Here is a 22,826-nt window from a genome sequence, read left to right on the forward strand (position 1 = left end):
TCACTCGCTCTTCTTGGCGCGGCTCGGCTGTACCCGCTTGGGCTCACCCGGCATCTTGGGGTAGTCCGGCGGGTACGGCAGGTCGGCCAGGCCGTGGTCGCGCTCGTCCTTGGCGGCCAGCTCCAGCAGGCTGTCCAGCGTGAAGGCGTGGTCGTCCATGTCCGCGTGGATGTCGCCGTGGTCGGCGTACCGCACGGGCATGGTCGCCAGGTCGAAGTCACGGGGGTCGACGTCGTCCAGTTCCTCCCACCGCAGGGGGGCGGACACCGGGGCGTGCGGCTTGGGGCGGATCGAGTACGCGGAGGCGATGGTCCGGTCGCGGGCGGTCTGGTTGTAGTCGACGAAGATCTTCTCGCCGCGCTCCTCCTTCCACCAGGCGGTGGTGACCCGGCCGGGCATGCGCCGTTCGAGCTCACGGCCGACGGCGATGGCCGCACGGCGCACGCGGGTGAAGTCCCAGCGCGGTTCGATGGGCACGTAGACGTGGATGCCGCGTCCACCGGAGGTCTTCGGCCAGCCGCGCAGCCCGTGCTCGTCGAGCAGGGCGTGCAGCTCGTGCGCGGCGGCGACCGCGTCGGCGAACCCGGTACCGGGCTGCGGGTCGAGGTCGATGCGCAGCTCGTCGGGGTGGTCGGTGCGGTCCCCGCGGACGGGCCAGGGGTGGAAGGTGAGCGTGCCGAGGTTGGCCGCCCAGATGACGGCGGCGATCTCGGTGGGGCGGATCTCGTCGGCGAAGCGGCCGCTGGGGAAGGTGATGTGGGCGGTGGGGATCCAGTCGGGGAGGTTCTTGGGCGCGCGCTTCTGGAAGAAGGACTCGCCCTCCACGCCGTCGACGAAGCGTTCCAGGGTGGTCGGGCGGTCGCGCAGGGCGCGGGTGATGCCCTCGCGCACGGCGAGGAAGTAGCGTGCCACGTCCAGCTTCGTGAAGCCGCGCTCCGGGAAGTAGACCTTGTCCGGGTTGGACAGGCGTACGGTCCGCCCGCCGGCCTCCAGCTCCACCGCGTTTCCCATGGGTGTCACAGTAGGACGCCCGGATAGAGCTCGCATATCGGGCATGGCTGGACACTCTCGGGCAGAATCGAGGCATGGACCTGCCGGTGATGCCACCTGTCAAACCGATGCTGGCCAAGTCCGTGAAGAAGATCCCGCCCGGTATGCAGTACGAGGCCAAGTGGGACGGCTTCCGGGCCATCGTCCACCGGGACGGTCCCGAGCTGGTGATCGGCAGCCGCACCGGCAAACCACTGACCCGGTACTTCCCCGAACTGGTCACCGCCCTGCCGCCCCGGCTCCCGGAGCGCTGTGTCGTCGACGGCGAGATCGTGATCGCCCACGAGGGGCGGCTGGACTTCGACCGGCTCACCGAGCGCATCCACCCCGCGGCCTCGCGGGTCACGATGCTCTCCGAGCGCACGCCCGCCCGGTTCATCGCCTTCGACCTGCTGGCCCTCGGCGACGAGTCGCTGCTGGACACGCCACTCGTCGAACGCAGGGCGGCGCTGGAGGACGCCTTGCGCGGCGTCGACGCCCCCGTCCACCTGGCCCCGTCGACCACCGACATCGACGTGGCCCAGGGCTGGTTCGAGCAGTACGAGGGGGCCGGGCTCGACGGTGTGATCGCCAAGCCCCTGGACCTGCCCTACCGGCCCGACGCCCGCCTCATGTACAAGATCAAGCACGAACGGACCGCCGATGTGGTCGTGGCCGGCTACCGGTTCCACAAGAGCGGCCCGGTGGTCGGCTCCCTGCTCCTCGGTCTGTACGACGACCGGGGCGCGCTCCAGCACGTGGGCGTCTGCGCCGCGTTCACCGAGAAACGCCGTGCCGAGCTGATCGACGAGCTGGAGCCGCTGCGCATGGACCCGCCCGACGGTCACCCCTGGGCCGCCTGGACGGACGTGACCGCCCATGAGACCGCCCGGCTGCCCGGGGCGCCGAGCCGCTGGTCCGGCAAGAAGGACCTGTCCTGGGTGGCGCTGCGGCCCGAGCGGGTGTGCGAGGTCGGGTACGACCACATGGAGGGCAACCGGTTCCGGCACACGGCCCAGTTCCGCCGGTGGCGGCCGGACCGTACGCCGGAGAGCTGCGGGTACGGACAGTTGGAGGAGCCCGTCTCGTACGACCTCGGCGAGGTGCTGTCAGGAGGAGGCGGGGGCGGGGGTTGAGCAGGGTCGGCCGGCGAGGGGTTCGGTGGGCGGTTCGGTGGGGCCGGGAGTCGGGGACGGGGAGGGCGAGCCGGTCGGGGGCGGGGACGGGGCCGGGTCCTGGCAGGTGGGGTCCGGGGACGGTTCCGTCGGTACGGGAGTGGGTGTGGGGGTGGGGGTGGGGCTCGTGGAGGGCGACGGGGAGGGGGTGGGTGTCGGGGAGGGGGACGGGGTGACGGGCGGCCGGGTCGGGCGCGTCGACGGGCGCGGGACGGTCGGCGGCCGGGCGGAGGGCTGCGGGCCCACCACGATGCCTCCGCCGCTCCCGCTCGCAGGCGGGCCCGGTTTCGTCCCCTTGCCGTTGCCGGCGTCGTCGTTCCGGCCCGCGCCGGGGCTCAGCGGGAGCACGCCCGTGGTGTCCGGCACGGGATGGGCGCCGCGCTGGTAGAAGGCCAGCCAGGCGAGGACGGTCCGCAAGTAGGCGCCCGAGTGGTTGTAGCTCAGGACCGCCCGGTCCAGATCGGCCTTGACCGTGAGGGTCCGCTCCCCCGCGCACAGGTAGTGCCCGGCGGCCAGGGCGGCGTCGTACACGTTGTCGGGGTCCCGACGGCCGTCGCCGTTGCCGTCCACGCGCCAGCGGGCCCACGTCGAGGGGATGAACTGCATGGGGCCCACCGCCCGGTCGTACACCGTGTCACCGTCGTACGCCCCGCCGTCGGTGTCCGTGATCCTGGCGAACCCGGCACCGTCGAGCACCGGTCCGAGGATGGGCGCCAGCGTGGTGCCGTGGGCGTCGACGCGCCCTCCCCGTGCCTGGCCCGACTCAACCTTGCCGATCGCGGCGAGCAACTGCCACGGCAGCCGGCAGCGCGGGTCGGTGCGGGCGACGGCGGCCTGGGCGCGCCGGTAGGCCGCGAGGACGGTGGCGGGTATCCCGGCGTGGACGGTCACCTGCCGGGGCAGGTGGGCGCCGCCGGGCGCGGGCGCGACCGCGGGCGCCATGGACGGCGGTACCGGTGGGACGAGCGGGGGCAGCTCCGTGTGGTAGGCGCCGTCGTCCGGTGGCCGCGCCACGGCGGGCCGGGACTCGCCGCCCGCCAGCGGGTCCCCCGCGGCGGGTACCGGTGACCGGGCGAACCCGGGCGCCTGCGACGCGGTCAGCGCGGCCATCGCCGCGACGGCGGCCGCGGTCCCGGTGACTCCCCGGCGCAGCCGCACGTGTCCCCGTACCCTCATGAGCCCGCCCCCAGGGTGTCGATGGCGGCGATACGCCAACTGGTGTCCTTCCGTACCGCCTCCACGGCGAACATGGCGGCGCCGTACGTCGTCTCGGCCTTCTTGGCCGCCGTGCGCGTGTTGCTCTGGTCCGCGTAGATCAGCACCCGTGCCCGGTCGCCGTCGATCAGCTCGACGCCGCTGTGGGTGACAGTGGTGGTCAGGACGAGTTTCTGTTTCGCCGCCTCGGCCCTGACCGGGGCGAGCATCGTGCGGTGCTGCTCGACCGCCTTGCCCATGAGGTGGGTTCGGACGGCCTTGTCGGCCGTGGCGCCGGCGGCGTAGTCGTACGAGAAGAGCTCGTTCACCGCCTTGGTGACCTGGCCCTTGACCTCACTGGTGCGGGCGATGTCGGTGAGCGCGGCGTTGCGGGCGGCGGGCGTGTCGCGCAGGCCGGCCGCCTCCCCGGTGGACCAGTCGGCGAAACCGCCCAGGAGGACGGTGAGGACGCCCAGCGCGGCGGTCAGCCGGCGCCGCGGCCGGGCCTCCCGTGGCGGTCGCGGATCACGGGGCCCCGGTGCGGCCGCCCCTTGCCGCCGGGGCTCGCGCTTGGGCGCGGGAGCGGCCGCGCGGGGCGGTCGGGACTCGCGCTCGGGCGCGGGAGCGGCCGCGTGAGACGCGTTCGCGGCCGCCAGGCGCCGCTGCCGGTTGATGAGGTGACGGGTCGTCGACATAGGGCTTTGTCCTCTCAGTCGGCCGGGGCCGCCGTGTTGCCGACCGGTGCCTGGCCGAGGGCGCTGAGTTTCCAGCCGCCCGGGGTACGGGTGAGCTCGCCGAGCATTCGGCTCTCCTTGGCGGCGGGGCTGCCCTTGGGCGGGGTCACCGTGATCCGGAGTGCGACCATCACGCTCGCCCGCCCGGCCCGGGTGTCCAGCTCGGTCACGGCGCCGGACAGCACCTTGGCGCTGGTCACCGTCCTCGCCTGCCGGATCTGCCGCTCGAACTGCGGGCGCCCTTCGGTGAGCTGGGTCAGCAGGTCGCCGGTGGCGGACTCCTGCCAGGTGTCCAGTCCTCGCCGCAGGTCGCGGTGGTCGAGCGTGTTCATGTTCTGCACGGCCTGCTCGCCGGCGGCGAGCACCTCGTCGCGGGTCGTGGCGTAGGCCGTCGTCCCGTCGTGCGCCGCCGTGTACCAGGACCAGCCGCCCCAGCCGGCGCCGCCGGCCGCGAGCAGGGCCAGCGCGGCCGCCGCCGTCAGGAGCGGGTTCCCTCTCATAGTGCGGACCATCGGTGCGGGTGCCCCCTATCGCGATCGGATGTCCACGATCCGCCAGCGGCCGTCGCGCAGTTCCGCGTCGACCGAGAGCTGAGCGGCGACCGTGGTGGCGGGTTCGCCGGCGCGCTGGGCGACCTGGTCGAGGAAGACCAGGAGGTGCGCGGCACGGTCGTCGAGCCGGGTCACCCCGGCGCGTACGACATGGGTGGTGAGCGTCAGCCTCTGCTGTGCCGCCCGCCGCTCGACCTGGCCGAACAGCACCTGGTACTGGCGCGCCGCCTTTCCCGCGAGGAGGCGGCGCGCCGCCTGCCGGGTGGTGGCGGTGTCCTCGGGGCCGTACGAGAAGACCCGGGTGAGCGCCCCGCCGACCTCCCCCACCACCCGGGAGGTGGCCTCGGTGTCGACCAGCGCCTGGTTGAGCGCGGCGGGCGCGCCGGTCAACTGCCGCGTGCGGAGGAGGAATCCGCCCCCGCAGGCGAGCAGGGCGACCAGCGTGAGCACGAGGGCCAAGGCCGTCCGGGGGCGGGAGGCGCTCATGAGCCGGCCACCGGTACGGAGGTGAGGGCGGAAACCTTCCAGCCGTCGCCGGTGCGGGTCAGGGTGGCCTCCAGGCGCTTGCGGTCCGTGCCCGTGGGCCGGCCGTCGCCGGGCGTGGTCTCCACCCGTACGGTGGCGATGAGTCGGGCCGTCCCGGCCCGGTCGTCCAGGGCGGTGAGGGCGGCGTCCGTGACCGTGGCGCGGGCGGACGCGGTTCCCGAGTCCTTCCGCGGGCCGGCCCTCTTCAGCCGCTCGTGGAGGTCCCCCGCGGTCGCGTCGAGCCACTGGGTCCGTGATGCGTCGGGGTGCGCCGCGTCGACGCTGCTGAGCCGCGCGATGTGCCCGCGCCCCACGTCCAGGGCGTCGTCCCGCGTCTCGGCGTACACCCGGGTCCCGTCGCCCACCGCCCGGGCGTACGACCAGGCGGCGAGGCCGCACAGCAGCGCCGCCACGGCGACGGATACCCACGGTCCCCATCGCCGGCTCATCGGCCGGCCCCGGGTGTGGCCGGGGGCGGCAGCGGGCCGCCGCGGGGTGCGTTGGCGGAGCCGCGGACATTGGTGCCGCTCGACGGCGGGGAGGCGCAGCGGGCCCTGGTGTCGAGGGCGGGCGGGGGCGAGAGGTCGAGGCCGTTGCGGTAGGTCGTCCCCTCGTACCCCGCCGTGCAGGGCAGCGGCTGGAAGAAGGTGACCGACATGCCGAGGTTGACGCCCTGGGCGGTCACGGCGGTCGCCCCGGCGGCGGCGAGCGCGGGCACCTTCACCAGGAACTCCTCCATACCGCGCTGCCGGGTCACCGCGACCTCCGAGGTGGTGAGCAGGTTGGCCAGCACGACGCCCAGGGCGGGGTCGAGGTCCCGGAGCGCTCCGCTGATCTGGCCGGCGGCGTCCGGGGCGGCGGCGATCAGGGCCCGCACGTCGGTGTCGGAGCTCTTGAGCCGCGCGGCGAGCTCCTTGGCCCCGGTGGCGAAGGAGACCAGCGCCTCGCCCTCCTCGGCCTGGGTCCGCAGCACCGTCTCGCCGTCGACGATCAGGCGGGTGGTGGCGGGCAGCGCCTTGTCGGCGGCGAGGACGAGGTCGGTGCCGCCGTCCATGAGGGCCTGCAGGTCGTCGCCGCGTCCGTTCAGGGCCGTACCGAATTCGTCGACGACCGTGCGCAGCGACTCGAGGTCGACGGACGACGCCAGCGAGGAGACCCCGCTCAGGACGGAGGTGACGGGTGCGGGTGTCCGGGTGTCGGCGTGGGCGATGACCGCGCCGTCGCGCAGATACGGTCCGCTGTCGGAGCGGGGGCGGAGGTCGATGTACTGCTCGCCGACGGCGGAGAGGTTGGCGACGACGGCTTCGAGGTCGGCGGGGATGCGGGGGGCCGACTCCTCGATGCGCAGTTCGGCCTCGACTCCGTTCTCCGTGAGGTGGATGGGGCCGACGCGGCCGACCGGGACCCCGCGGTAGGTGACGTCGGAGTGCGTGAACAGCCCGCCGGTCGTCTCCAGTCGTACGCGAACGGTGTAGTGGTCGCGGAGGCCCACGAGGTGCCCGAGGTCCGCGTACCGCACGCCGACGACTCCGAGGACGAGGGCGCCGATGAGGAGGAAGGCGAGGTTCTTCAGCCGGGTGGCGGGGGTGAGCATCAGTTCCTCCCGGCGGACGGCAGGGGCAGGGGCAGGGACGGCCCGGTGCGCGCGGCCGGTTCGGTGGCGTCCGGCGGTGTGAGGGCGGGGACGATCTGCGTCCCCGGGGCGGCGGTGACGTCCAGGTAGACGTTGAGGTAGTCGCCCTTGACGCCGCGCAGCACCTCGTCCGTGAACGGGTAGGTGAGCAGCACCTCCAGCGAGTCGGGCAGCGCCCTTCCGGAGTCGGCGAGCGCCTTGAGGGTGGGGCCGAGGGCCCTGAGGCCGGCGATCAGGTCGGCCTTGCTCCTGTTGACGGTGTCGACGGCGACGCCCGAGAGGGTGTCGAGGGCACGGAGCATGGTGAGGAGCGAGGCGCGCTGCTGCTGAAGGACCTTCAGGCCGGGGCTGAGCCGGGTGAGGACCGTGTCCACGTCCTGTTCGCGGGTGGCGAGGGTGGCGGTGAGCCGGTTGACGCCGTCGAGGGCGGCGGTGATGTCGCTCTTGTTGGCGTCGAGGGTGCCGACGAGGGTGTTGAGGCGTTTCAGCAGGGAGCGGACCTCGGTCTCGTTGCCGCGCAGGGCGGTGCCCAGCTCGGTGGTGATGGTGCGGAGCTGCTGGATGCCACCGCCGTTGAGGAGCATCGACAGGGCGCCGAAGACCTCTTCGACCTCGGGGTTGCGGTTGGTGCGGCTCATGGGGATGCGGGCGCCGTCCTTGAGGGTGCCGTGCGCCTTGGGTGGTGCGGTGAGCTGGATGTACTTCTCACCGAGCAGGCTGGACTGTTCGAGGTGGGCGTAGGCGTTGGCGGGGAGCGTGACCTCGCCGTTGACCCGCAGGGTGACGGTGGCGGACCAGTCGCCGCGGTCGAGGGCGATGTGGGTGACGCGCCCGACGGCGACATCGTTGACCTTGACCGCGGACTGCGGGACGAGGCTGAGGACGTCGGCGAACTCGGCGGTGATCTCGTACGGGTGGTCGCCGAGGTCGGCGCCCCCGGGCAGCGGCAGCTGCTCGATGCCGGACAGCTCCAGGCCTCCCGTGGACACGTCGCAGCTCGCGACGGTCGCGGAGAGGCCGACGGCCAGGGCGAGGGCGGCAGCCATAGCGGTGGTGGTGGTACGCGAGGGCCGGTTCACCGTGGGTTCCCCTTCCCGGGTGTGCCGTACACGGTGCCGACGGCGGGCAGCGGGAGCGGGGGCAGGGCCTTGCGGCGGGCGGGGTCGACGGGGACGAGACCGGTGGGAGCGCCTGTGGTGGCCCCCATGCCGAAGCTGAGCTCGTTGATGTCGGCGCGCCCGTTGAGGGTGCGGTGGACCGGGTCGTACGCCCGGAGGGCGTTGCCGGCGGCAAGGGGGGCGGTGTCGAGCGCTTCGGCGAGTGAGGCACGCTGTTCGACGAGCGTGCGGGTGAGCGGTACCAGGAGGTCGACGTTCTTCTTCAGGCTCCCGCGGTTGTCCTCGATGAAGGTCTTCACCTGGGCGAGGGCGGTGCCCAGTTCCTTGAGGGCGGCGCCCAGGTTCTCCTTGTCCTCGGCGAGGAAGCCGGTGACGGTCGCGAGCCGCTGTTCGGCCGTGCGGACGTCGGCGTCGTTGTTCTTCAGCATGGTGGTGAAGGCCTGGAGGGAGGTGAGTGTGGCGAAGAGGTCGCCGCTGCTGCGGTCGAGGGTCTTGGCCGCCTTGCCGAACTGCTCGATGGAGTCGCCGATGGCCTTGCCGTTGCCCCGCAGGTTGGCGGCGCCGGTGTCGAGGAGTCCGGCCAGGGCGCCGTCGGCGTCGGCGCCCTTCGGGCCGAGGGCTTCGCTGAGCTCGGTGATGGACGCGTACAGCTCGTCGACCTCCAGGGGTGTGGCGTTGCGGGCGGCGGGCAGGACGGCCCCTTCCCGGATCTCCGGTCCGCCCGTGTACGCGGGCGCGAGCTGGACGTAGCGGTCGGCGACGACGCTGGGGGCGACGACGACGGCGTGGGCGTCGGCGGGAACGCGGACGTCCTCGTCGATCAGCAGGGTGACCTCGACCTCCTTGCCCTGGGGACGCACGGGGCCGACGGTGCCGACCTTCACCCCGAGGATCCGCAGGTCGGAGCCCTCGTACACGCCGGTCGCACGGTCGAAACGGGCGGTCACGCGGGTGGTTCCGGACGCGTCGACGGCCCTGACGCCGAAGACGCCGGCGACGGCCAGGAGGGCGAGCCCGGTGGTGATGCCGAGGGCACGTCGGAGGTTCACCGGGTACCGCCTCCCGCCGTTCTGGGCGGCATGCAGCCGGTGGCCGGGGGCGTGCCGGGGGCCAGGTAGTTCCTGGGGACGAGACCGCAGACGTACGTGTCGAACCAGCGGCCGTTGCCGAGGGTGTTGCCGACGAGCCGGTAGTAGGGGCCCGCCAGGGCGAGGGTCCGGTCGAGTCCGTCGCGGTTCTTCAGCAGGACGCCGGTGACCCGGCTGAGCGCGGCCAGCGTGGGCCCGAGCTGCCGGTTGTTGTCCTGGACGAGTCCGGTGAGCTGGGTGCCGAGGTCCCTGGCGCCGGTGAGCAGCAGGTGGATGGCGTCGCGGCGGGCCTGGAGTTCGCCGAGGAGCAGGCCGCCGTCCTCCAGGAGCGTCTCGAAGCTGCTCTTCTTCCCTTCCAGGGTTTTTGTGAGCCGCTTGCTGCCCTTGAGGAGTTCGGCGAGCTGTGCGTCGCGCGACGAGACCGAGCGGGAGAGCGCGGACAGGCCGGTGGCGGCGCTGCGCACATCGGGCGGGGAGTTGGCGAACGTGGCGGAGATGACCCGGAAGCTCTCGGCGAGCGCTTGTGTGTCGATGGCGTCGATGGTGTCGCCGAGGCCGGTGAGGGCCTGGGTGACGTCGTAGGGGGAGGTGGTGCGGGAGGCGGGGATGCGTTCCGCGGGGTTCTGGGCGCGGGTGCCGAGGGGATCGACGGCCAGGTACTTCTCGCCGAGCAGGGTCTTGATGGCGATGGCGGCGGTGCTGGAGTCGCCGATCCAGGTGGTGTCGTCGACCTCGAAGTCCACGGTGACCTTGGCGCCGTCGAGTCCGATGCCGGTGACTTCACCGACCTTGACGCCGGCGACGCGTACCTCGTCGCCCTCGTCGAGTCCGGCGGCCTCGGTGAAGTCGGCGGTGTAGGCGGTGGTGCCGCCGGCCAGGGCGTCCGCCTTGTAGGCGCCGAGGGCGATGAGCGTGAGGAGGAGCAGGCCGGCGATGCCGACGGTGACCGGGTTTCGTTCCCGTACGGGTGTGCGGGCGGGGCGCTTCACGCGCGGAAGCCGGAGCCGCGGAGGTCGGACGCGCGGGAGCCGGAGCCGCAGGGGGTTCGGGAAGCGCGGGGCGTTCGGGAGGCGCGGGGGGTTCATGCGCGGCACCTCGGTTCGGTGATCGCGATGCCGGTGGGCGGCCTGGAGCCGTCGTCGGTGGTCACGCCGGTGACGGTGGCCTCGCAGAGGTAGAGATTGAGCCACGACCCGTACGAGGCGAGGCGTCCGACGGCCTGCATCTTGGCGGGCGTGGTGCGCAGGAAGTTCTCGATCCGGTCGGTGTTCCCCGCCAGTTGTGCGGACAGGCGGCCGAGTTGACGGATGTCGTCCTTGAGCGGGGCGCGCCCGTCCTCCAGCAGCCCGGCAGTGACGGTGGTGAGCGACCCCATGGCGGTGATGGCCTCGCCGAGTGGCCGGCGGTCGCCCGCGAAGCCGCTGACGAGCCGCTGGAGGGTGACAACGAGGTCGTTGAAGCCCTCCTCCCGGTCGTTGACGGTCTTCAGCACGGTGTTCAGGTTCTTGATCACTTCTCCGATGACCTTGTCCTTGCCGGCGACGGTGGTGGTGAGCGACCCGACGTGTTCGAGGAGGGAGTCGACGGTGCCGCCCTCTCCCTGGAGGACCTGCACGATCGATCCGGCCAGGCCGTTGACCTCGTTGGGCGACAGGCCCTGGAAGAGCGGCTGGAAGCCGTTGAAGAGCTGGGTGAGGTCGAGGGCGGGGGTGGTGCGTTCGAGCGGGATGACCGCACCGGCGGGCAGGGCGCGGCCGACGGGGCCGGTGCCCCGGTCGAGGTCGATGTAACGCTGGCCGACCATGTTGAGGTACTTGATCGACGCGGTCGCCGAGGCGGGCAGGGTGCGGCCCCTCCGGACCGCGAAGGCGACTTCGGCGACCCGGCGGTCGGCGACCCTGATCGACTCGACCTGCCCGACCTTCACTCCGGCGATGCGGACGCCGTCGCCCTCGACGAGCCCGGTGACGTCGGTGAAGCGGGCCTTGTACGTGACGGTGTCGCCGACGCCCTTGTTGGCGACGGAGAACGCGAGGACGGTGGTGGCGAGGACGGTCACCACGACGAAGGCGAGCGATTTGGCGAGCGGTCCGGCCAGGGAGCGGCGCTTCATTTCAGGGTCACCTCCGCTCCGCGGAAGACGGGTCCGGTCAGGACGGTGCTCCAGTCCGGCAGGGACTGGGGGGAGGCCTTGAGGCCGGGGGCGATCAGTTCGTTGACGAGCTGGTTCTCCTGCGGCGAGTTGGGCAGGCCGAGGCCGCGGTCGCCGGCGTGGGAGGCGGGGGCCGGCGCGCCGGTGTACGGGACGGCGTAGCAGTGCGGTCCGCCGGTCGCGTCGTACACGGGCCGGTCCTTGCCGGGGACGTACCGGCCGAGGGAGGGGACGGTTCGGAGGTTCACATGGAGGCCCGGTTCGTCGGTGCCCTTGCCGAGCGCCTTGTCCATGGCGGGGACGAAGCCCGCGAGGGTGCGCAGGGTGCAGGGGAAGGAGGAGGAGTGGCGGGCGAGGAGTTCCAGGGTGGGGCGGGAGGCGGCGGAGAGCCGGATGATGTTCCTCCGGTTGTTCCGGAGGAACGCCGTCAGGTCCTGGGCGGAGGCGGTGGTGGCGCCGTACAGGGACGCCAGCCGGGCCTGGTGGCCGGCGATGGTGCCGCTGGTGGTGGTGAAGTCGGTGAGGGCGTCGAGTACGTCGGGGGCGGCGTCGCCGTACACGCGGCTGACCTCGACCAGGTGGCTGATGTCGCGGTTGAGGGCGGGCAGATGCGGGTTGAGCCGTTCCAGGTGCGCTTCGAGGGTGACGAGGGTCCGGCCGAGCTGCTCCCCGCGTCCTTCGAGTGCCTGGGCGACGGCGGTGAGGGTCGCGGACAGCTTCTCCGGTTTGACGGCGGTGAGCAGCGGGAGCAGTTGGTCGAGGACCTGTTCCAGTTCGACGGCGTTGGCGGAGCGGTCCTGCGGGATGGTGGCACCGGCCGTGAGGGCGCGTGGGGAGGGGTTGACGGCGGGCGGTACGAGAGCGACGAACCGTTCACCGAAGAGGGTGGTGGGCAGCATCTGCGCGGTGACGTCGGCGGGAACACGGTGGAGGTGGCGGGGGTCGAGGGCGAGGGTGAGGCGGGCGCCGGTGCCGTCGGCGCTGATGTCGCGCACCTCGCCGATGACGACGCCGCGCAGTTTCACCTCCGCGCCGCGGTGCATCTCGTTGCCGGCGCTGGTGGTGAGGACGGTGACCGTGGCGGTATGCGTGAACTCCTTGTCGTACACCGCCAGCGAGAGCCGGACGAGGAGGACGGGCACGAGCAGGAACACGACGCCGGCGAGGCGTCCACGGAGCTTCTTCGCGGTCATCCGGCCACCTTCACGGTCGTGGTCGCGCCCCAGAGCGCGAGCGAGAGGAAGAAGTCGGTCAGGCTGATCAGCACGATGGCGTTGCGTACGGAACGCCCGACGGCGACGCCGACGCCGGCCGGGCCGCCGGAGGCGCGGAAGCCGTAGTAGCAGTGGGCGAGGATCACCAGCACGCTGAAGATCAGGACCTTGAGGATGGACAGCAGGACGTCGTCCGGGGAGAGGAAGAGGGTGAAGTAGTGGTCGTACGTGCCCGCCGACTGGCCGTTGAACAGGACGGTGACCGTGCGGGACGCCACGTAGGAGGAGAGCAGCCCGATCGCGTAGAGCGGGACGATCGCGACGACTCCGGCGATGATGCGGGTGGTGACGAGGTAGGGCATGGAGCGGACGCCCATCGCCTCGAGGGCGTCGACCTCCTCGTTGATGCGCATGGCGCCGAGTTGGGCGGTGAACCCGGCGCCGACGGTGGCGGAGAGGGCGAGTCCGGCGACAAGCGGGGCGATCTCGCGGGTGTTGAAGTAGGCGGAGATGAAGCCGGTGAAGGCCGCTGTGCCGATCTGGTTGAGGGCGGCGTAGCCCTGGAGGCCGACGACGGTGCCGGTGAACAGCGTCATGGCGATCATCACGCCGATGGTGCCGCCGATGACTCCGAGGCCACCGCTGCCGAAGGCGACCTCGGCGAGGAGGCGTTGCACTTCCCTGGAGTAGCGGCGCAGGGTGCGCGGGATCCAGGCGAGCGCCTGGAGGTAGAAGACGAGGTGGTCGCCGGAGCGGTCGAGCCAGGCGAGTGGGGAGGCCATCGTCACGCCCCCTTCGCGGGGACGATCTGGAGGTAGATCGCCGTGAGGACCATGTTGACGAAGAAGAGGAGGAGGAAGGTGATGACGACGGACTGGTTGACGGCGTCGCCGACCCCCTTCGGCCCGCCGCGCGGGTTGAGGCCCCGGTGGGCGGCGACGATGCCGGCGAGGAACCCGAAGATCAGGGCCTTGATCTCGCTGATCCAGAGATCGGGGAGCTGGGCGAGGGCGGAGAAGCTGGCGAGGTAGGCGCCGGGGGTGCCGTCCTGCATGATCACGTTGAAGAAGTAGCCGCCGAGGGTGCCGACGACGGAGACCATGCCGTTGAGGAGGACGGCGACGAGCATGGTGGCGAGGACGCGCGGGACGACCAGGCGCTGGACGGGTGAGACGCCCATGACCTCCATGGCGTCCAGCTCCTCCCGGATCTTGCGCGAGCCGAGGTCGGCGCAGATGGCGGAGCCGCCGGCCCCGGAAATCAGCAGGGCGACGATCAGCGGGCTGGCCTGTTGGACGACGGCCAGGACACTGGCGCCGCCGGTGAACGACTGGGCGCCGAGCTGCTGGGTCAGCGAGCCGACCTGAAGGGCGATGACCGCGCCGAACGGGATGGACACCAGGGCGGCGGGCAGGATCGTGACGCTCGCGACGAACCAGAACTGCTCGACGAGTTCGCGGAGTTGGAACGGCCGGCGGAAGATGTCCCGCGCGACGGTGACGGCGAGGGCGAACAGCCGCCCGGTCTCGCGCAGCGGCGCGAGCACCCGCGCGGGCGGCGGCCCGTATGCGGCGCTCCGGGCCCCGCCCCGCCGCCCGGCGCGGACCTCGGGGCGGGTGGGGGCCTCCGGGCGGGCGGGGGCCTCCGCCCGGGTGGAGCCCTCCGGGTCGGTGAGAGTCTCTGCACGGGTGCTGCAGCCCTCCGGGCCGGTGGGAGCCTCCCCACGGGTCGGGGCCCCCGGGCCGGTGAGAGCCTCCCCACGGGTGGAGACCTCCGGGCGGTCGGGGGTCATGAGGCGGCACCGCCGACCGTGCCGGCGGGGGCGTAGCTGCGGAGGATCGCCGTTCTGGCGGCCTCCGGCAGGCGCGGCAGCATGGCGAGGACCCGTTCCCGGCGGCGCAGGACGGCGGCGCGGGGCGGCATGCCGGGTGAGGGCTCGAGTTGGGGGGCGAGCGTGCGTGGCGCGTACGCCGTGGGTGTGCGTTGCTCACGCGCCAGTGTCGCGGCGTCCTTCTCCTCCGACATGCCGATGGGCCCTTCGCGGCGGCCGCTGAGGAATTGAGCCACGACGGGCTCGTCGCTCGTGAGCAGGACTTCGCGCGGCCCGAAGGTGACGAGATTGCGCCGGAACAGCATTCCCATGTTGTCCGGAACGGTGGCCGCGATGTCGAGATTGTGGGTGACGATCAGCATCGTGGCGTCGATCTGGGCGTTGAGGTCGATCAGGAGCTGCGAAAGGTAGGCGGTGCGGACCGGGTCCAGGCCCGAATCGGGTTCGTCGCAGAGGATGATCTGCGGGTCGAGGACCAGGGCGCGGGCGAGTCCGGCGCGTTTGCGCATTCCGCCGGATATCTCGCCGGGCAGTTTCCCCTCGGCGCCGACGAGTCCGACCATCTCCATCCGCTCCATCACGATGCGGCGGATCTCCGACTCCTTCTTGCGGGTGTGCTCGCGCAGCGGAAAGGCGATGTTGTCGAACAGCGACATGGATCCGAAGAGTGCCCCGTCCTGGAACATCAGGCCGAACAGCTTCCGCGTCTCGTAGATGTCGCGTTCGGGGCTGTTCACCATGTCGACACCATTGATGAGGACGCGTCCCCGTTCCGGTTTCAGCAGCCCGATGACGGATTTCAGGAATACGGTTTTCCCGGTGCCCGAAGGGCCGAGCATCACACTGACCTCGCCGGCGGGCAGGGTGAGGGTGACGTCCTGCCAGATGTTCTGCGGGCCGAAGGATTTGGTGAGTCCTTCGACGACCACTTCTGTTCCCACCACAACTCCCAGGTCGCGCTCTCGCTGACGTGCTGAGGAAGTGACAAAAGTGCGTCGGGGGGCGCACGTTACGGTCACTCGGAGGTCTTCGACAAGCGCCGCGCAGGACGTCTTCCGAGGGAAGGATCTCTTTGTCACCGCATGACAAACCGATCCGGTTTCTTTGTCGCCCGGTGCGCACCGGCGGCCGCTCGGTTCACCGTGCCGCGCACCGTTCCGCGCACCGTTCCGCGCACCGATCGGTTCACCGTTCGGGCTTCGGCTTGGGCGGGTTCGGGCAGTGCTCCGGCTGGCCCGGGGAGCACAGCACGCCCTGGGTCATCTTCGTGTGGTTGCCGCCTCCCGACAGGGACGCCGTGAACAGCCGGTCGAGGTCCTCCGTGACGCCACAGCCGCTGAACTCCGGGATGGTTGCGGTGCCGGTCAGCGGGCCGCCGGTGACCACCGTGTAGCCGTGCGGCCTGCCCTCGGCGTCGTACGAGCCACGGCCCGTCAGAACCAGTTCCATGGGCCGGGCGGTGCGGCACGCGGGGCCGACGTCGAGCGGGGTGCCGTTCACCTCGACGTCGTGGAGCCGCACCCACAGCTTCGCGGTCGCCCTCGTCACCTCGGAGAACTGCCCGTCGGGTGAGAAATGGCTACCGGTGGCGATCTCCATCGGCGCGTCCAGGGTGAATTCCGCGGTGGCGGTCGTCGGCATGAAGCCGAAGGTGAGGAACGTCGACCGGGCGGGCGGCAATTGGGGCTTTCCGCGGTGGTCGAACGTGGCGTCGCTGTACATGGTGAAGACGAGCCCGTCGTCGCGGGGGCACTGATAGGTCTGGGTGGCCTTGGCCATGTTCACCTTCATCAGACCGGGCTCCTTGATGAACACGGCCGAGCCCAGTTTGAGGACGTTGGCGTAACCGGCGATGTAACCGTGGCTCGGTACGGGTTCCTGCGTCACGGGCGGGGCCTCCACGCACTCGTCGGGCGGGGCGGTTTCGTGGCCCGTTCCGCTCCCGGCGGCGCTGCCCGGCGGGGCCGGCACCGGTCCGTCCTCCGCGTCACCCTGACCGGGTGGGGGCGGCTCGTGCACGACCGGGGGCCGGGCACCGGTGCCGGGCGCGGGGAGGACCGCGACCCGCCCGATGGTCAGGTCCTGGTCCGGTTCGGGCTCGCAGGTGACGGAGAGGCCGGGCGGCGTCGTCGGGGTGTCGTCGCCCCTGCGCAGGAGCAGGTCCAGCGTGACGGGCCCCGTGGAGAAGGAGAGGTCGCCCCCGGAGGAGGCCGTCACCGTCGGCACGGCGCCCGCGGCCTCGACCGCGTACGGCCCCGTGGCGGGAAGGTCCCCGTCCGGGGCGGTCAGCTGCGTCCATGGCAGGTCGGCGGTGTCGTCGCCCTGCGCCACCCGCCCGGTGAGACGCACCGCCCCGCTCGCCGCCACCGCGCCGAGTGCGGTCAGTTCCGCCACCGCCTCCGCGGGCAGGCGTACCGCGACCCGTACGTCCGAGGGCCGCACCGGCCGGCCGGCCGCGACCTGCCGCGGCAAGGTGGCCGAGACCCGTACCTCCGCACGGTGTTGCCCGCCCGGCAGGCCGCACCGGTAGCCGAAGTCGGCCTCGGCGTTCCGCACGCCCTCGTCCACGGCGACCCCGGTCCCGGTTCCGGGTACGAGTCCCGCCACCAGGACGGCGGCGCCCACGGACGCGGTGCGTGGCCAGGTCCGCCGCCGCCGGCGGCCACCGCTCGTGCTGCTGCCCATCGGTCAACCCCCATCGCCCGCTGCCGTCCGTCCGCATGGGCCTTTTCCCTCGTGAGTCCGTGCGGCCGGGTGCACGCCGACCGCACGACTCGGCAGGGATCGCCCGCGCCGTGGTTACGGGCTGGTGACCGTGATGACCGGCGAGACCTGGTACTTGGCGCCGAACTTGGCCTTGTCCCCTGCCTTGATCAGCCCGGCGCACGAGCCGGACGCGCTGGTGACGGTCAGCGCGGGTGTCGTGTCGGGCACGATCTCCAGGACACCGGTGCCGTTGGTGTAGCTGCCGGTGTTGGCCGACCCTTCGATCGTCGCGTTGCAGGTGCCGAGCACACTGGTGCCGGTGAGGGTCACCTTGACGCCGGTCAGCGAGCCCTTGGTGACGCCGGCGCTGTAGGTCGCCCCGTTGAGTTTCATGGGCTGGACGGACTGCGAGACCCACTTGGACCCCAGCGGGCCGTTGCACTTGGTGGTGGAGGTGCCGAAGGTGGCGCTGCCGATGGTGGCCAGTCCCGCGCCACTGTCGTACACGCCGTCCACGGCCGTCCCGCTCGCGCCGTAGACGGCGCAGGTGATGGTGGCGCCGGTGGTCACATTGGTGAGGACGGCGTTGACTGCCGCGACGTTCGTGGCGCTGAAGGCGTCGTTGGCGGCCGGGTTGGTGACGGTCCACTGGGCCTGGGGGGCGGCCGAGGCGGTCGTCGCGGACATTCCGGCGGCGGCCAGTAATGCGGCGGCGGAAAAGGCGGAGATTCTGGTAATGCGTCGCACGGGCTTTTCCCTCCTGAGGGGATGGGGCGTACCTGATGACCGCTCTCCGCCGGCGCGTATGCGGCTCGTACGCGCCGGGGAACAGCGGTGGCGGCTCACTTCACGGAACGCGGGGCCAAATTCGGGAGGCCACCAGGTCGAGCACCTTGCGCGATCGACGCTACGAGCGAGTAACCGGCCGCGCAATACTCGACCGTAAGTTTTGCCCGACGCTCTTACCGATGGGTATTTTCTTGTCGCCCGGGCAACAGATCGCCGGGCTTTCTTATGCGGAAGTGAGCACTCCCGACCCGTCGTCCGCAGCTCGGCTCCCCTCGGGCGGCGGTGACGGTCGGGCTTCGGCCAGATCCGGGCGCCGCACCGTCCGCCTTGGTCCGAACTCATGCGCGTCCGGCGGCTCCTGGTCTATGTTCGGCTCCCCACGAAGTGTCACCCCCGTCCGCGTGGGAGCGCTTCCCCCCACGCGCCCCGCACCCCACCTCCCCCCACCGGCACGCCGGAGAAGGAGGGGCCGTCCGCCATGCCCCGAACCACCACCCAGCCGTCGGACGCGGGCGAGCCACTGGGGCCGCTGCCCCAGGAGTTCGCCGCCATCATCCGGCCGGAACTGCCGAGCCTCATCAAGGAGATAGGCATCGAGGTCACTCGGGCCTACCCCGAATACGCCCGGCTCCTCAACGGTCCTTACGGCCAGGCGATCCGCCTCGGCGTCGAGCAGAACATCTCCGCCTTCGTCGACCAGGTCGCCTCCCCGACGGCGCCCACGACCCTGCGCGACGAGATGTGCCGCCGGTTCGGCCGGTTCGAGGCGTACGAGGGGCGCAGCCTGGAGAACCTGCAAGGCGCCTACCGCCTGGGCGCGCGGGTCGCGCTGCGGCGCGCCAAGAAGGTCGGCCGGCGATACCACCTCTCCCCCACCCTGATGCTCAGCTTCGCCGACGCGCTGTTCGCCTACGTGGACGAGCTGGAGGCCCTCTCCCGCGAGGGCTACCTCCAAGTGCGGGCGGAGACCGTCGAAGAGACCGAGGCGTTACGCAGGCGGCTGCTGCGTCTCCTTCTCGCAGGGCCGCCCGTACCGCGTACCGCCGTCGTGGAGTTGGCCGAGCAGACCGGCTGGCCGCTGCCCGACCGGGTCACTCCGGTCGCCCTGCGCTCCCCCGCCCGGCTCTCCCCGTCCGGGAAACTCGACAACGATGTCCTGGTCGACCTGAGTGAACCTCAGCCACTGCTACTCCTCCCCGGACCGCCGGACGACGGGCGAAGACGCGCGCTGGAGGCGGCGTTCCCCTCGACCCGGGCCGCCGTCGGCCTCACCGTCCCCACCGCGTCCGCCGCCGACTCGCTCCGCTGGGCCCGCCGCGTGCTGGAACTGATCGACACCGGCGTCGTCGAGGACGCCCCGCTCACCTTCTGCGCCGACCATCTGATCACCCTGTGGCTCCTGGCCGACCCCGCCCTGGTGGACCAGCTCGCCGAGCGTGAACTCGCGCCGCTCGCGGGGCTCACGCCCACCCGCCGCGACCGGCTCATCGAGACCTTGCGCACCTGGCTGGACACCCGCGGCACCGCCGCCCAGATGGGTGAACTACTCGACGTCCACCCCCAGACCGTGCGCTACCGGATGCGCAACCTGGAAGCGCGGTTCGGAGGCCGGCTCGCCGACCCGCGGTCCCGGTTCGCGACCGAGGCGGTGCTGCGGGCGCTGCACTTGCGCGCCGCCGAGACCCGGGGCCGGCGCACCGGCGGCTGAAGCCCGTACGGCACCGGCCCCGTAACAGAAAATCATGGTCGCCGGAGCAAACGGTTGCAGCACAGATACAAACCCTTGGGGAAAACGCGAACCTGATGCTGTACCCATGGAGGGAGCACAGCAAACTGACAGCTGCCACAAGCAGGCTCAAGCAGTGAAGGACTCCACGTGACCGCGTCGCCCCTCGTCCCCGTCCCGATCCCCGACCGGGTCGCCGCCCTCATCGGGTCGTGCATGCCGATCGGCATCCTTCAGGCCGAGGTCGACGCCGAGTGCGCGGCGCGCGAGGTGTACCGGTTCCGCGCACCGCTGTGCACCGAGGACCAGGCGGACCGCGAGCACGCCCTGGCGGCGCTGGCCAGGGCGAACAAGGTCCTCGGCGCGTACAACCCGGGCCTGCTGCTGCGCCCGGGCGCGGCGTGGCGCTGACCGCGCCGAAGCGGAACGGCGTGGCCGGCCCCGGCGGGCGCCGCCAGGGGACCGAAGCAGAGCGGCGTGGCGCTGACCGCGCCGACCCGGGCGGCGGGCCTTCGGCCGTCCGTGCGATCGTAGCCCCATGATCACAGTCGACAGGCCGACGCCGTCCGACCGGGACGCCTGGGAGGCGCTCTTCCGCGCGTACATCGACTTCTACGGGAGGGTCGAGCCGCCCGAGATGTACGAGCGGTCCTGGCGCGCGTTCCAGGAGGACACCCGGATGCACGCGCTCGTGGCGAGGCTGGACGGCCGGCTCGTGGGGATCACGCACTTCTTCGTGCACGCCAACACCTCCGGGCCGGACGTGTGCTACCTCCAGGACCTGTTCACCGCGTCCGACGTGCGCGGCCGGGGCGTCGCCCGGGAACTGATCGCCGCGGTGACGGAGTGGGCCCGCGAGCGGGGCTGCGTGCGCGTGTACTGGAACACCCACGAGTCGAACGCGACGGCCCGGCGCCTGTACGACAAGGTGGCCGAGAACCGCGGTTTCATCCGGTACCAGATCGAGCTCTGACGCCCCGGTCACCGGTCCGGACCGGGTCCGCATGCGGGTGCGGGCCGCCGGTGTGAGGGTGCAAGCGTGACGACGACCACGCAGCAGGTTCCGGTGGCACCGCCGGTGCTCGACGCGCGGCAGCGGAACATCGTCTTCGTGACGATCATGCTGGGTGTGCTGCTGGCGGCCCTGGACCAGACGATCGTCGGGACGGCCCTGCCGACGATCGTCGCGGAACTGGGTGGCGCCGCCCACATGTCGTGGGTGGTCACGTCCTACTTGCTGGCGGAGACGGTCGCCACCGTGCTGGTCGGCAAGTTCGGTGACCTCTTCGGCCGGAAGGTGGTCTTCCAGGTCTCGGCGGTCGTCTTCATCACCGGGTCGTTCCTGTGCGGGCTGGCGACCAACATGATGCTGCTCATCGTGTGGCGGGGGTTGCAGGGCATCGGCGCGGGCGGGCTGATGGTGACCGCGATGGCACTGATCGCGGACGTCATCCCGCTGCGCGAACGGGGCAAGTACCAGGGCGCGATCGGAGCCGTCTTCGGTGTGTCGACGGTGATCGGCCCACTGCTGGGCGGGCTGTTCACCGATCACGCGTCCTGGCGGTGGGCCTTCTACGTCAACGTCCCCATCGCCGTCGTGGTGGTCGTCGCCGCGGCCCGTACCATCCCGGTCGTCAGGCCGCCGGCCAAGCCCGTCATCGACTACCCCGGCATCGCCCTGGTCGCGGTCGGCGCCAGCGCGCTGATCCTGGCGACGAGCTGGGGCGGCAACGAGTACGCATGGGGCTCACCGGTCATCATCGGGCTCTTCGCCGGCGGGGTGGCCGCGCTCGCGCTGTTCTGTGTGGCGGAACTGCGGGCGGTGGACCCGATGCTGCCGATGCGGCTGTTCGGCAATCCGGTGTTCACGGTGTGCTCGGTGCTCAGCTTCATCGTGGGTTTCGCGATGCTGGGCGCGATGATCTTCCTGCCCTCGTACCTCCAGTACGTCGACGGCGACTCGGCGACCGTGTCCGGCGTCCGGACGCTGCCCATGGTCGTCGGTCTGCTGATCGCCTCGGTCTTCAGCGGCAACGTCGTCAGCAAGACCGGCCGCTACCGGATCTTCCCGGTCGTGGGGTCGCTGGTGATGTGCGTCGGGCTCTACCTGCTGTCCCTGATGGGGCGGGGGACGAGCAGCCGGCTGGAGTCCCTGTACATGTTCGTCCTCGGCATCGGGATCGGCCTGTGCATGCAGGTGCTGACCATCGCCGTGCAGAACACGGTGGACTACGCCGACCTGGGCACGGCCACGTCGGGCGTGACCTTCTTCCGCACGCTGGGCATGTCCTTCGGGACGGCGGTGTTCGGCACGATCTACGCCAACGCGCTGGGACCCAATCTTCAGGAGGGCGTCGCCAGGGCGGCGGCGGTCCCCGGGGCGCCGGACGCGTCGGTGCTGGCGCGGGCGGCGCAGAGCCCGGCAGGGGTGCACGCGCTGCCCGCGGACCAGGCCGCGCCGATCATCGAGGCGTACGCGGACACGCTGCACACGGTGTTCCTGTGGACGGTGCCGGTGGCGGCCGCGGGGTTCGTGGTGGCGCTGTTCCTGAAGCAGGTGAAGCTGCGCGACACGGCCCGGGCGACGGCCCCCGACATGGGCGAGGGTTTCTCCTCGCCGGTCGCGACCGCCGACTCGGCGAAGCTGCTGGAACTGTCGGTGGGCAAGCTGCTGCGCCGGACGGACCTGAACACCGTGCGGCGGGTGGTGGCGGCGTCCGACACGCGGCTGGACCCGGCGGGGGCGTGGGCGGTGATGCAGGTGGAGCTGATGACGCGGCTGGTCGGGCACGCGAGTCTGGGGCTGATCGCGGCGCGGCGCCGGTTGCCGCCGGAGGTGCTGGTGCCGGTGTTCGACCGGATGGTGGAGGAGGGGTACCTGACGCGGCACGGGCCTCTGTTCTCGCACACCGAGGCCGGGGCGCGCGAGGCGCGGGTGATCAGCGACGCGTGGGGGGAATGGCTGGCCGGGCAGGTCGAGCGGGAGACCGGCCGTCCGAGCGGTCCGGAGTTGCGGGCGGCGGTGGACGCGATCGCGAAGCGGCTGCTGGCGGAGGACCTCGCGGCGGCGATGCCGGCTCGCGCCTGACACCGATCGGGGGAAGGCCGCTCAGCGGGCGAGCCGGTGAAGGTCTCCGGCACGCGCCCCGTGCAGCCCCCGCGAAACCCCCGCCGCGCGCACCGCTGAAAGGCCCCCGCACCTCACCGGTGAGACCCCCGCCCCGCGCCCCGGTGCAGCCCCCCACACGTGACCGGTGAAGCCTCCGGCACGCGCGCCGCGGAAGGCCCCCCGCACCTCACCGGTGAGACCCCCGACCTGCCCCGCGAAACCCCCGTCACGCGCACCGCCGAGGGCTCCGTG

22 protein-coding genes are annotated in these 22,826 nt (G+C 72.0%); 5 read left to right on the forward strand and 17 right to left on the reverse strand.

From position 1 onward, the window contains the following. Positions 1-1,011: a non-homologous end-joining DNA ligase gene (gene ligD, locus ACZ6C1_RS06845; protein WP_469238535.1), complete on the reverse strand. Its 1,011-nt coding sequence runs from the start codon at positions 1,009-1,011 to the stop codon at positions 1-3. A gap of 74 nt (positions 1,012-1,085) precedes the next feature. Between ligD and ACZ6C1_RS06850 the strand changes: the two genes are divergently transcribed. After that, on the forward strand, positions 1,086-2,165 hold the full coding sequence (locus tag ACZ6C1_RS06850) for an ATP-dependent DNA ligase (RefSeq protein ID WP_469238536.1): 1,080 nt from the start codon (positions 1,086-1,088) through the stop codon (positions 2,163-2,165). On the opposite strand, the gene ACZ6C1_RS06855 is transcribed toward ACZ6C1_RS06850, so the two are convergent. From ACZ6C1_RS06855 to ACZ6C1_RS06930, 16 genes are all read right to left on the reverse strand, one after another. Further along, positions 2,139-3,380, reverse strand: coding sequence for a lytic transglycosylase domain-containing protein (locus tag ACZ6C1_RS06855; RefSeq protein WP_469238538.1), 1,242 nt, complete (start codon positions 3,378-3,380; stop codon positions 2,139-2,141). The genes ACZ6C1_RS06850 and ACZ6C1_RS06855 overlap by 27 nt on opposite strands. Then, entirely contained in the window at positions 3,377-4,093 is a 717-nt protein-coding gene (locus tag ACZ6C1_RS06860) for a hypothetical protein (protein WP_469238540.1), read from the reverse strand. Before ACZ6C1_RS06860 ends, ACZ6C1_RS06855 begins: the two co-directional genes overlap by 4 nt. Positions 4,094-4,107: 14 nt before the next feature. Beyond that, positions 4,108-4,632, reverse strand: coding sequence for a nuclear transport factor 2 family protein (locus tag ACZ6C1_RS06865; RefSeq protein ID WP_469238542.1), 525 nt, complete (start codon positions 4,630-4,632; stop codon positions 4,108-4,110). A 27-nt stretch (positions 4,633-4,659) separates the two neighbouring features. Next, the gene (locus tag ACZ6C1_RS06870) at positions 4,660-5,169 is read right to left on the reverse strand and encodes a hypothetical protein (protein ID WP_469238544.1); all 510 of its coding nucleotides are present in this window, start codon (positions 5,167-5,169) and stop codon (positions 4,660-4,662) included. Then, a complete protein-coding gene (locus ACZ6C1_RS06875; RefSeq protein ID WP_469238545.1) occupies positions 5,166-5,657 on the reverse strand; it encodes a hypothetical protein in 492 nt (163 codons plus the stop codon). Before ACZ6C1_RS06875 ends, ACZ6C1_RS06870 begins: the two co-directional genes overlap by 4 nt. Then, entirely contained in the window at positions 5,654-6,802 is a 1,149-nt protein-coding gene (locus ACZ6C1_RS06880; RefSeq protein WP_469238546.1) for an MCE family protein, read from the reverse strand. The genes ACZ6C1_RS06875 and ACZ6C1_RS06880 overlap by 4 nt, the downstream gene beginning before the upstream one ends. Next, complete coding sequence (locus ACZ6C1_RS06885; protein WP_469238547.1) at positions 6,802-7,887, reverse strand: MCE family protein; 1,086 nt, start codon at positions 7,885-7,887, stop codon at positions 6,802-6,804. The genes ACZ6C1_RS06880 and ACZ6C1_RS06885 overlap by 1 nt, the downstream gene beginning before the upstream one ends. Before the next feature lie 29 nt (positions 7,888-7,916). After that, the gene (locus ACZ6C1_RS06890) at positions 7,917-9,008 is read right to left on the reverse strand and encodes an MCE family protein (RefSeq protein WP_469238548.1); all 1,092 of its coding nucleotides are present in this window, start codon (positions 9,006-9,008) and stop codon (positions 7,917-7,919) included. Next, positions 9,005-10,132 carry an MCE family protein gene (locus ACZ6C1_RS06895; protein WP_469238550.1) on the reverse strand — a complete coding sequence of 376 codons (1,128 nt, stop codon included), beginning with the start codon at positions 10,130-10,132 and terminating at the stop codon, positions 9,005-9,007. The genes ACZ6C1_RS06890 and ACZ6C1_RS06895 overlap by 4 nt, the downstream gene beginning before the upstream one ends. Continuing rightward, positions 10,129-11,160 carry an MCE family protein gene (locus ACZ6C1_RS06900; RefSeq protein WP_469238552.1) on the reverse strand — a complete coding sequence of 344 codons (1,032 nt, stop codon included), beginning with the start codon at positions 11,158-11,160 and terminating at the stop codon, positions 10,129-10,131. Before ACZ6C1_RS06900 ends, ACZ6C1_RS06895 begins: the two co-directional genes overlap by 4 nt. Further along, complete coding sequence (locus tag ACZ6C1_RS06905) at positions 11,157-12,392, reverse strand: MCE family protein (RefSeq protein ID WP_469238554.1); 1,236 nt, start codon at positions 12,390-12,392, stop codon at positions 11,157-11,159. The genes ACZ6C1_RS06900 and ACZ6C1_RS06905 overlap by 4 nt, the downstream gene beginning before the upstream one ends. Then, positions 12,389-13,195: an MlaE family ABC transporter permease gene (locus tag ACZ6C1_RS06910; protein ID WP_469238556.1), complete on the reverse strand. Its 807-nt coding sequence runs from the start codon at positions 13,193-13,195 to the stop codon at positions 12,389-12,391. The genes ACZ6C1_RS06905 and ACZ6C1_RS06910 overlap by 4 nt, the downstream gene beginning before the upstream one ends. Before the next feature lie 2 nt (positions 13,196-13,197). Continuing rightward, on the reverse strand, positions 13,198-14,205 hold the full coding sequence (locus ACZ6C1_RS06915) for an MlaE family ABC transporter permease (RefSeq protein ID WP_469238558.1): 1,008 nt from the start codon (positions 14,203-14,205) through the stop codon (positions 13,198-13,200). Next, positions 14,202-15,185: an ABC transporter ATP-binding protein gene (locus ACZ6C1_RS06920; RefSeq protein WP_469238561.1), complete on the reverse strand. Its 984-nt coding sequence runs from the start codon at positions 15,183-15,185 to the stop codon at positions 14,202-14,204. The genes ACZ6C1_RS06915 and ACZ6C1_RS06920 overlap by 4 nt, the downstream gene beginning before the upstream one ends. Positions 15,186-15,429: 244 nt before the next feature. After that, positions 15,430-16,929, reverse strand: coding sequence for a DUF6801 domain-containing protein (locus tag ACZ6C1_RS06925; RefSeq protein WP_469238563.1), 1,500 nt, complete (start codon positions 16,927-16,929; stop codon positions 15,430-15,432). A gap of 114 nt (positions 16,930-17,043) precedes the next feature. Continuing rightward, positions 17,044-17,637 carry a hypothetical protein gene (locus ACZ6C1_RS06930; protein ID WP_469238564.1) on the reverse strand — a complete coding sequence of 198 codons (594 nt, stop codon included), beginning with the start codon at positions 17,635-17,637 and terminating at the stop codon, positions 17,044-17,046. A 580-nt stretch (positions 17,638-18,217) separates the two neighbouring features. Between ACZ6C1_RS06930 and ACZ6C1_RS06935 the strand changes: the two genes are divergently transcribed. The 4 genes from ACZ6C1_RS06935 (at position 18,218) to ACZ6C1_RS06950 (ending at position 22,553) form a co-directional block, all read left to right on the forward strand. After that, positions 18,218-19,447, forward strand: coding sequence for a PucR-like N-terminal domain-containing protein (locus ACZ6C1_RS06935; RefSeq protein ID WP_469238566.1), 1,230 nt, complete (start codon positions 18,218-18,220; stop codon positions 19,445-19,447). A 168-nt stretch (positions 19,448-19,615) separates the two neighbouring features. Next, positions 19,616-19,876, forward strand: a complete 261-nt coding sequence (locus ACZ6C1_RS06940; RefSeq protein WP_469238568.1) for a hypothetical protein — start codon at positions 19,616-19,618, stop codon at positions 19,874-19,876. A 127-nt stretch (positions 19,877-20,003) separates the two neighbouring features. Continuing rightward, entirely contained in the window at positions 20,004-20,438 is a 435-nt protein-coding gene (locus ACZ6C1_RS06945; protein ID WP_469238570.1) for a GNAT family N-acetyltransferase, read from the forward strand. A 66-nt stretch (positions 20,439-20,504) separates the two neighbouring features. After that, positions 20,505-22,553, forward strand: coding sequence for an MDR family MFS transporter (locus ACZ6C1_RS06950; protein WP_469238572.1), 2,049 nt, complete (start codon positions 20,505-20,507; stop codon positions 22,551-22,553). Positions 22,554-22,826: the final 273 nt, after the last annotated feature.

The organism is Streptomyces sp. NPDC041796 (assembly GCF_055590785.1).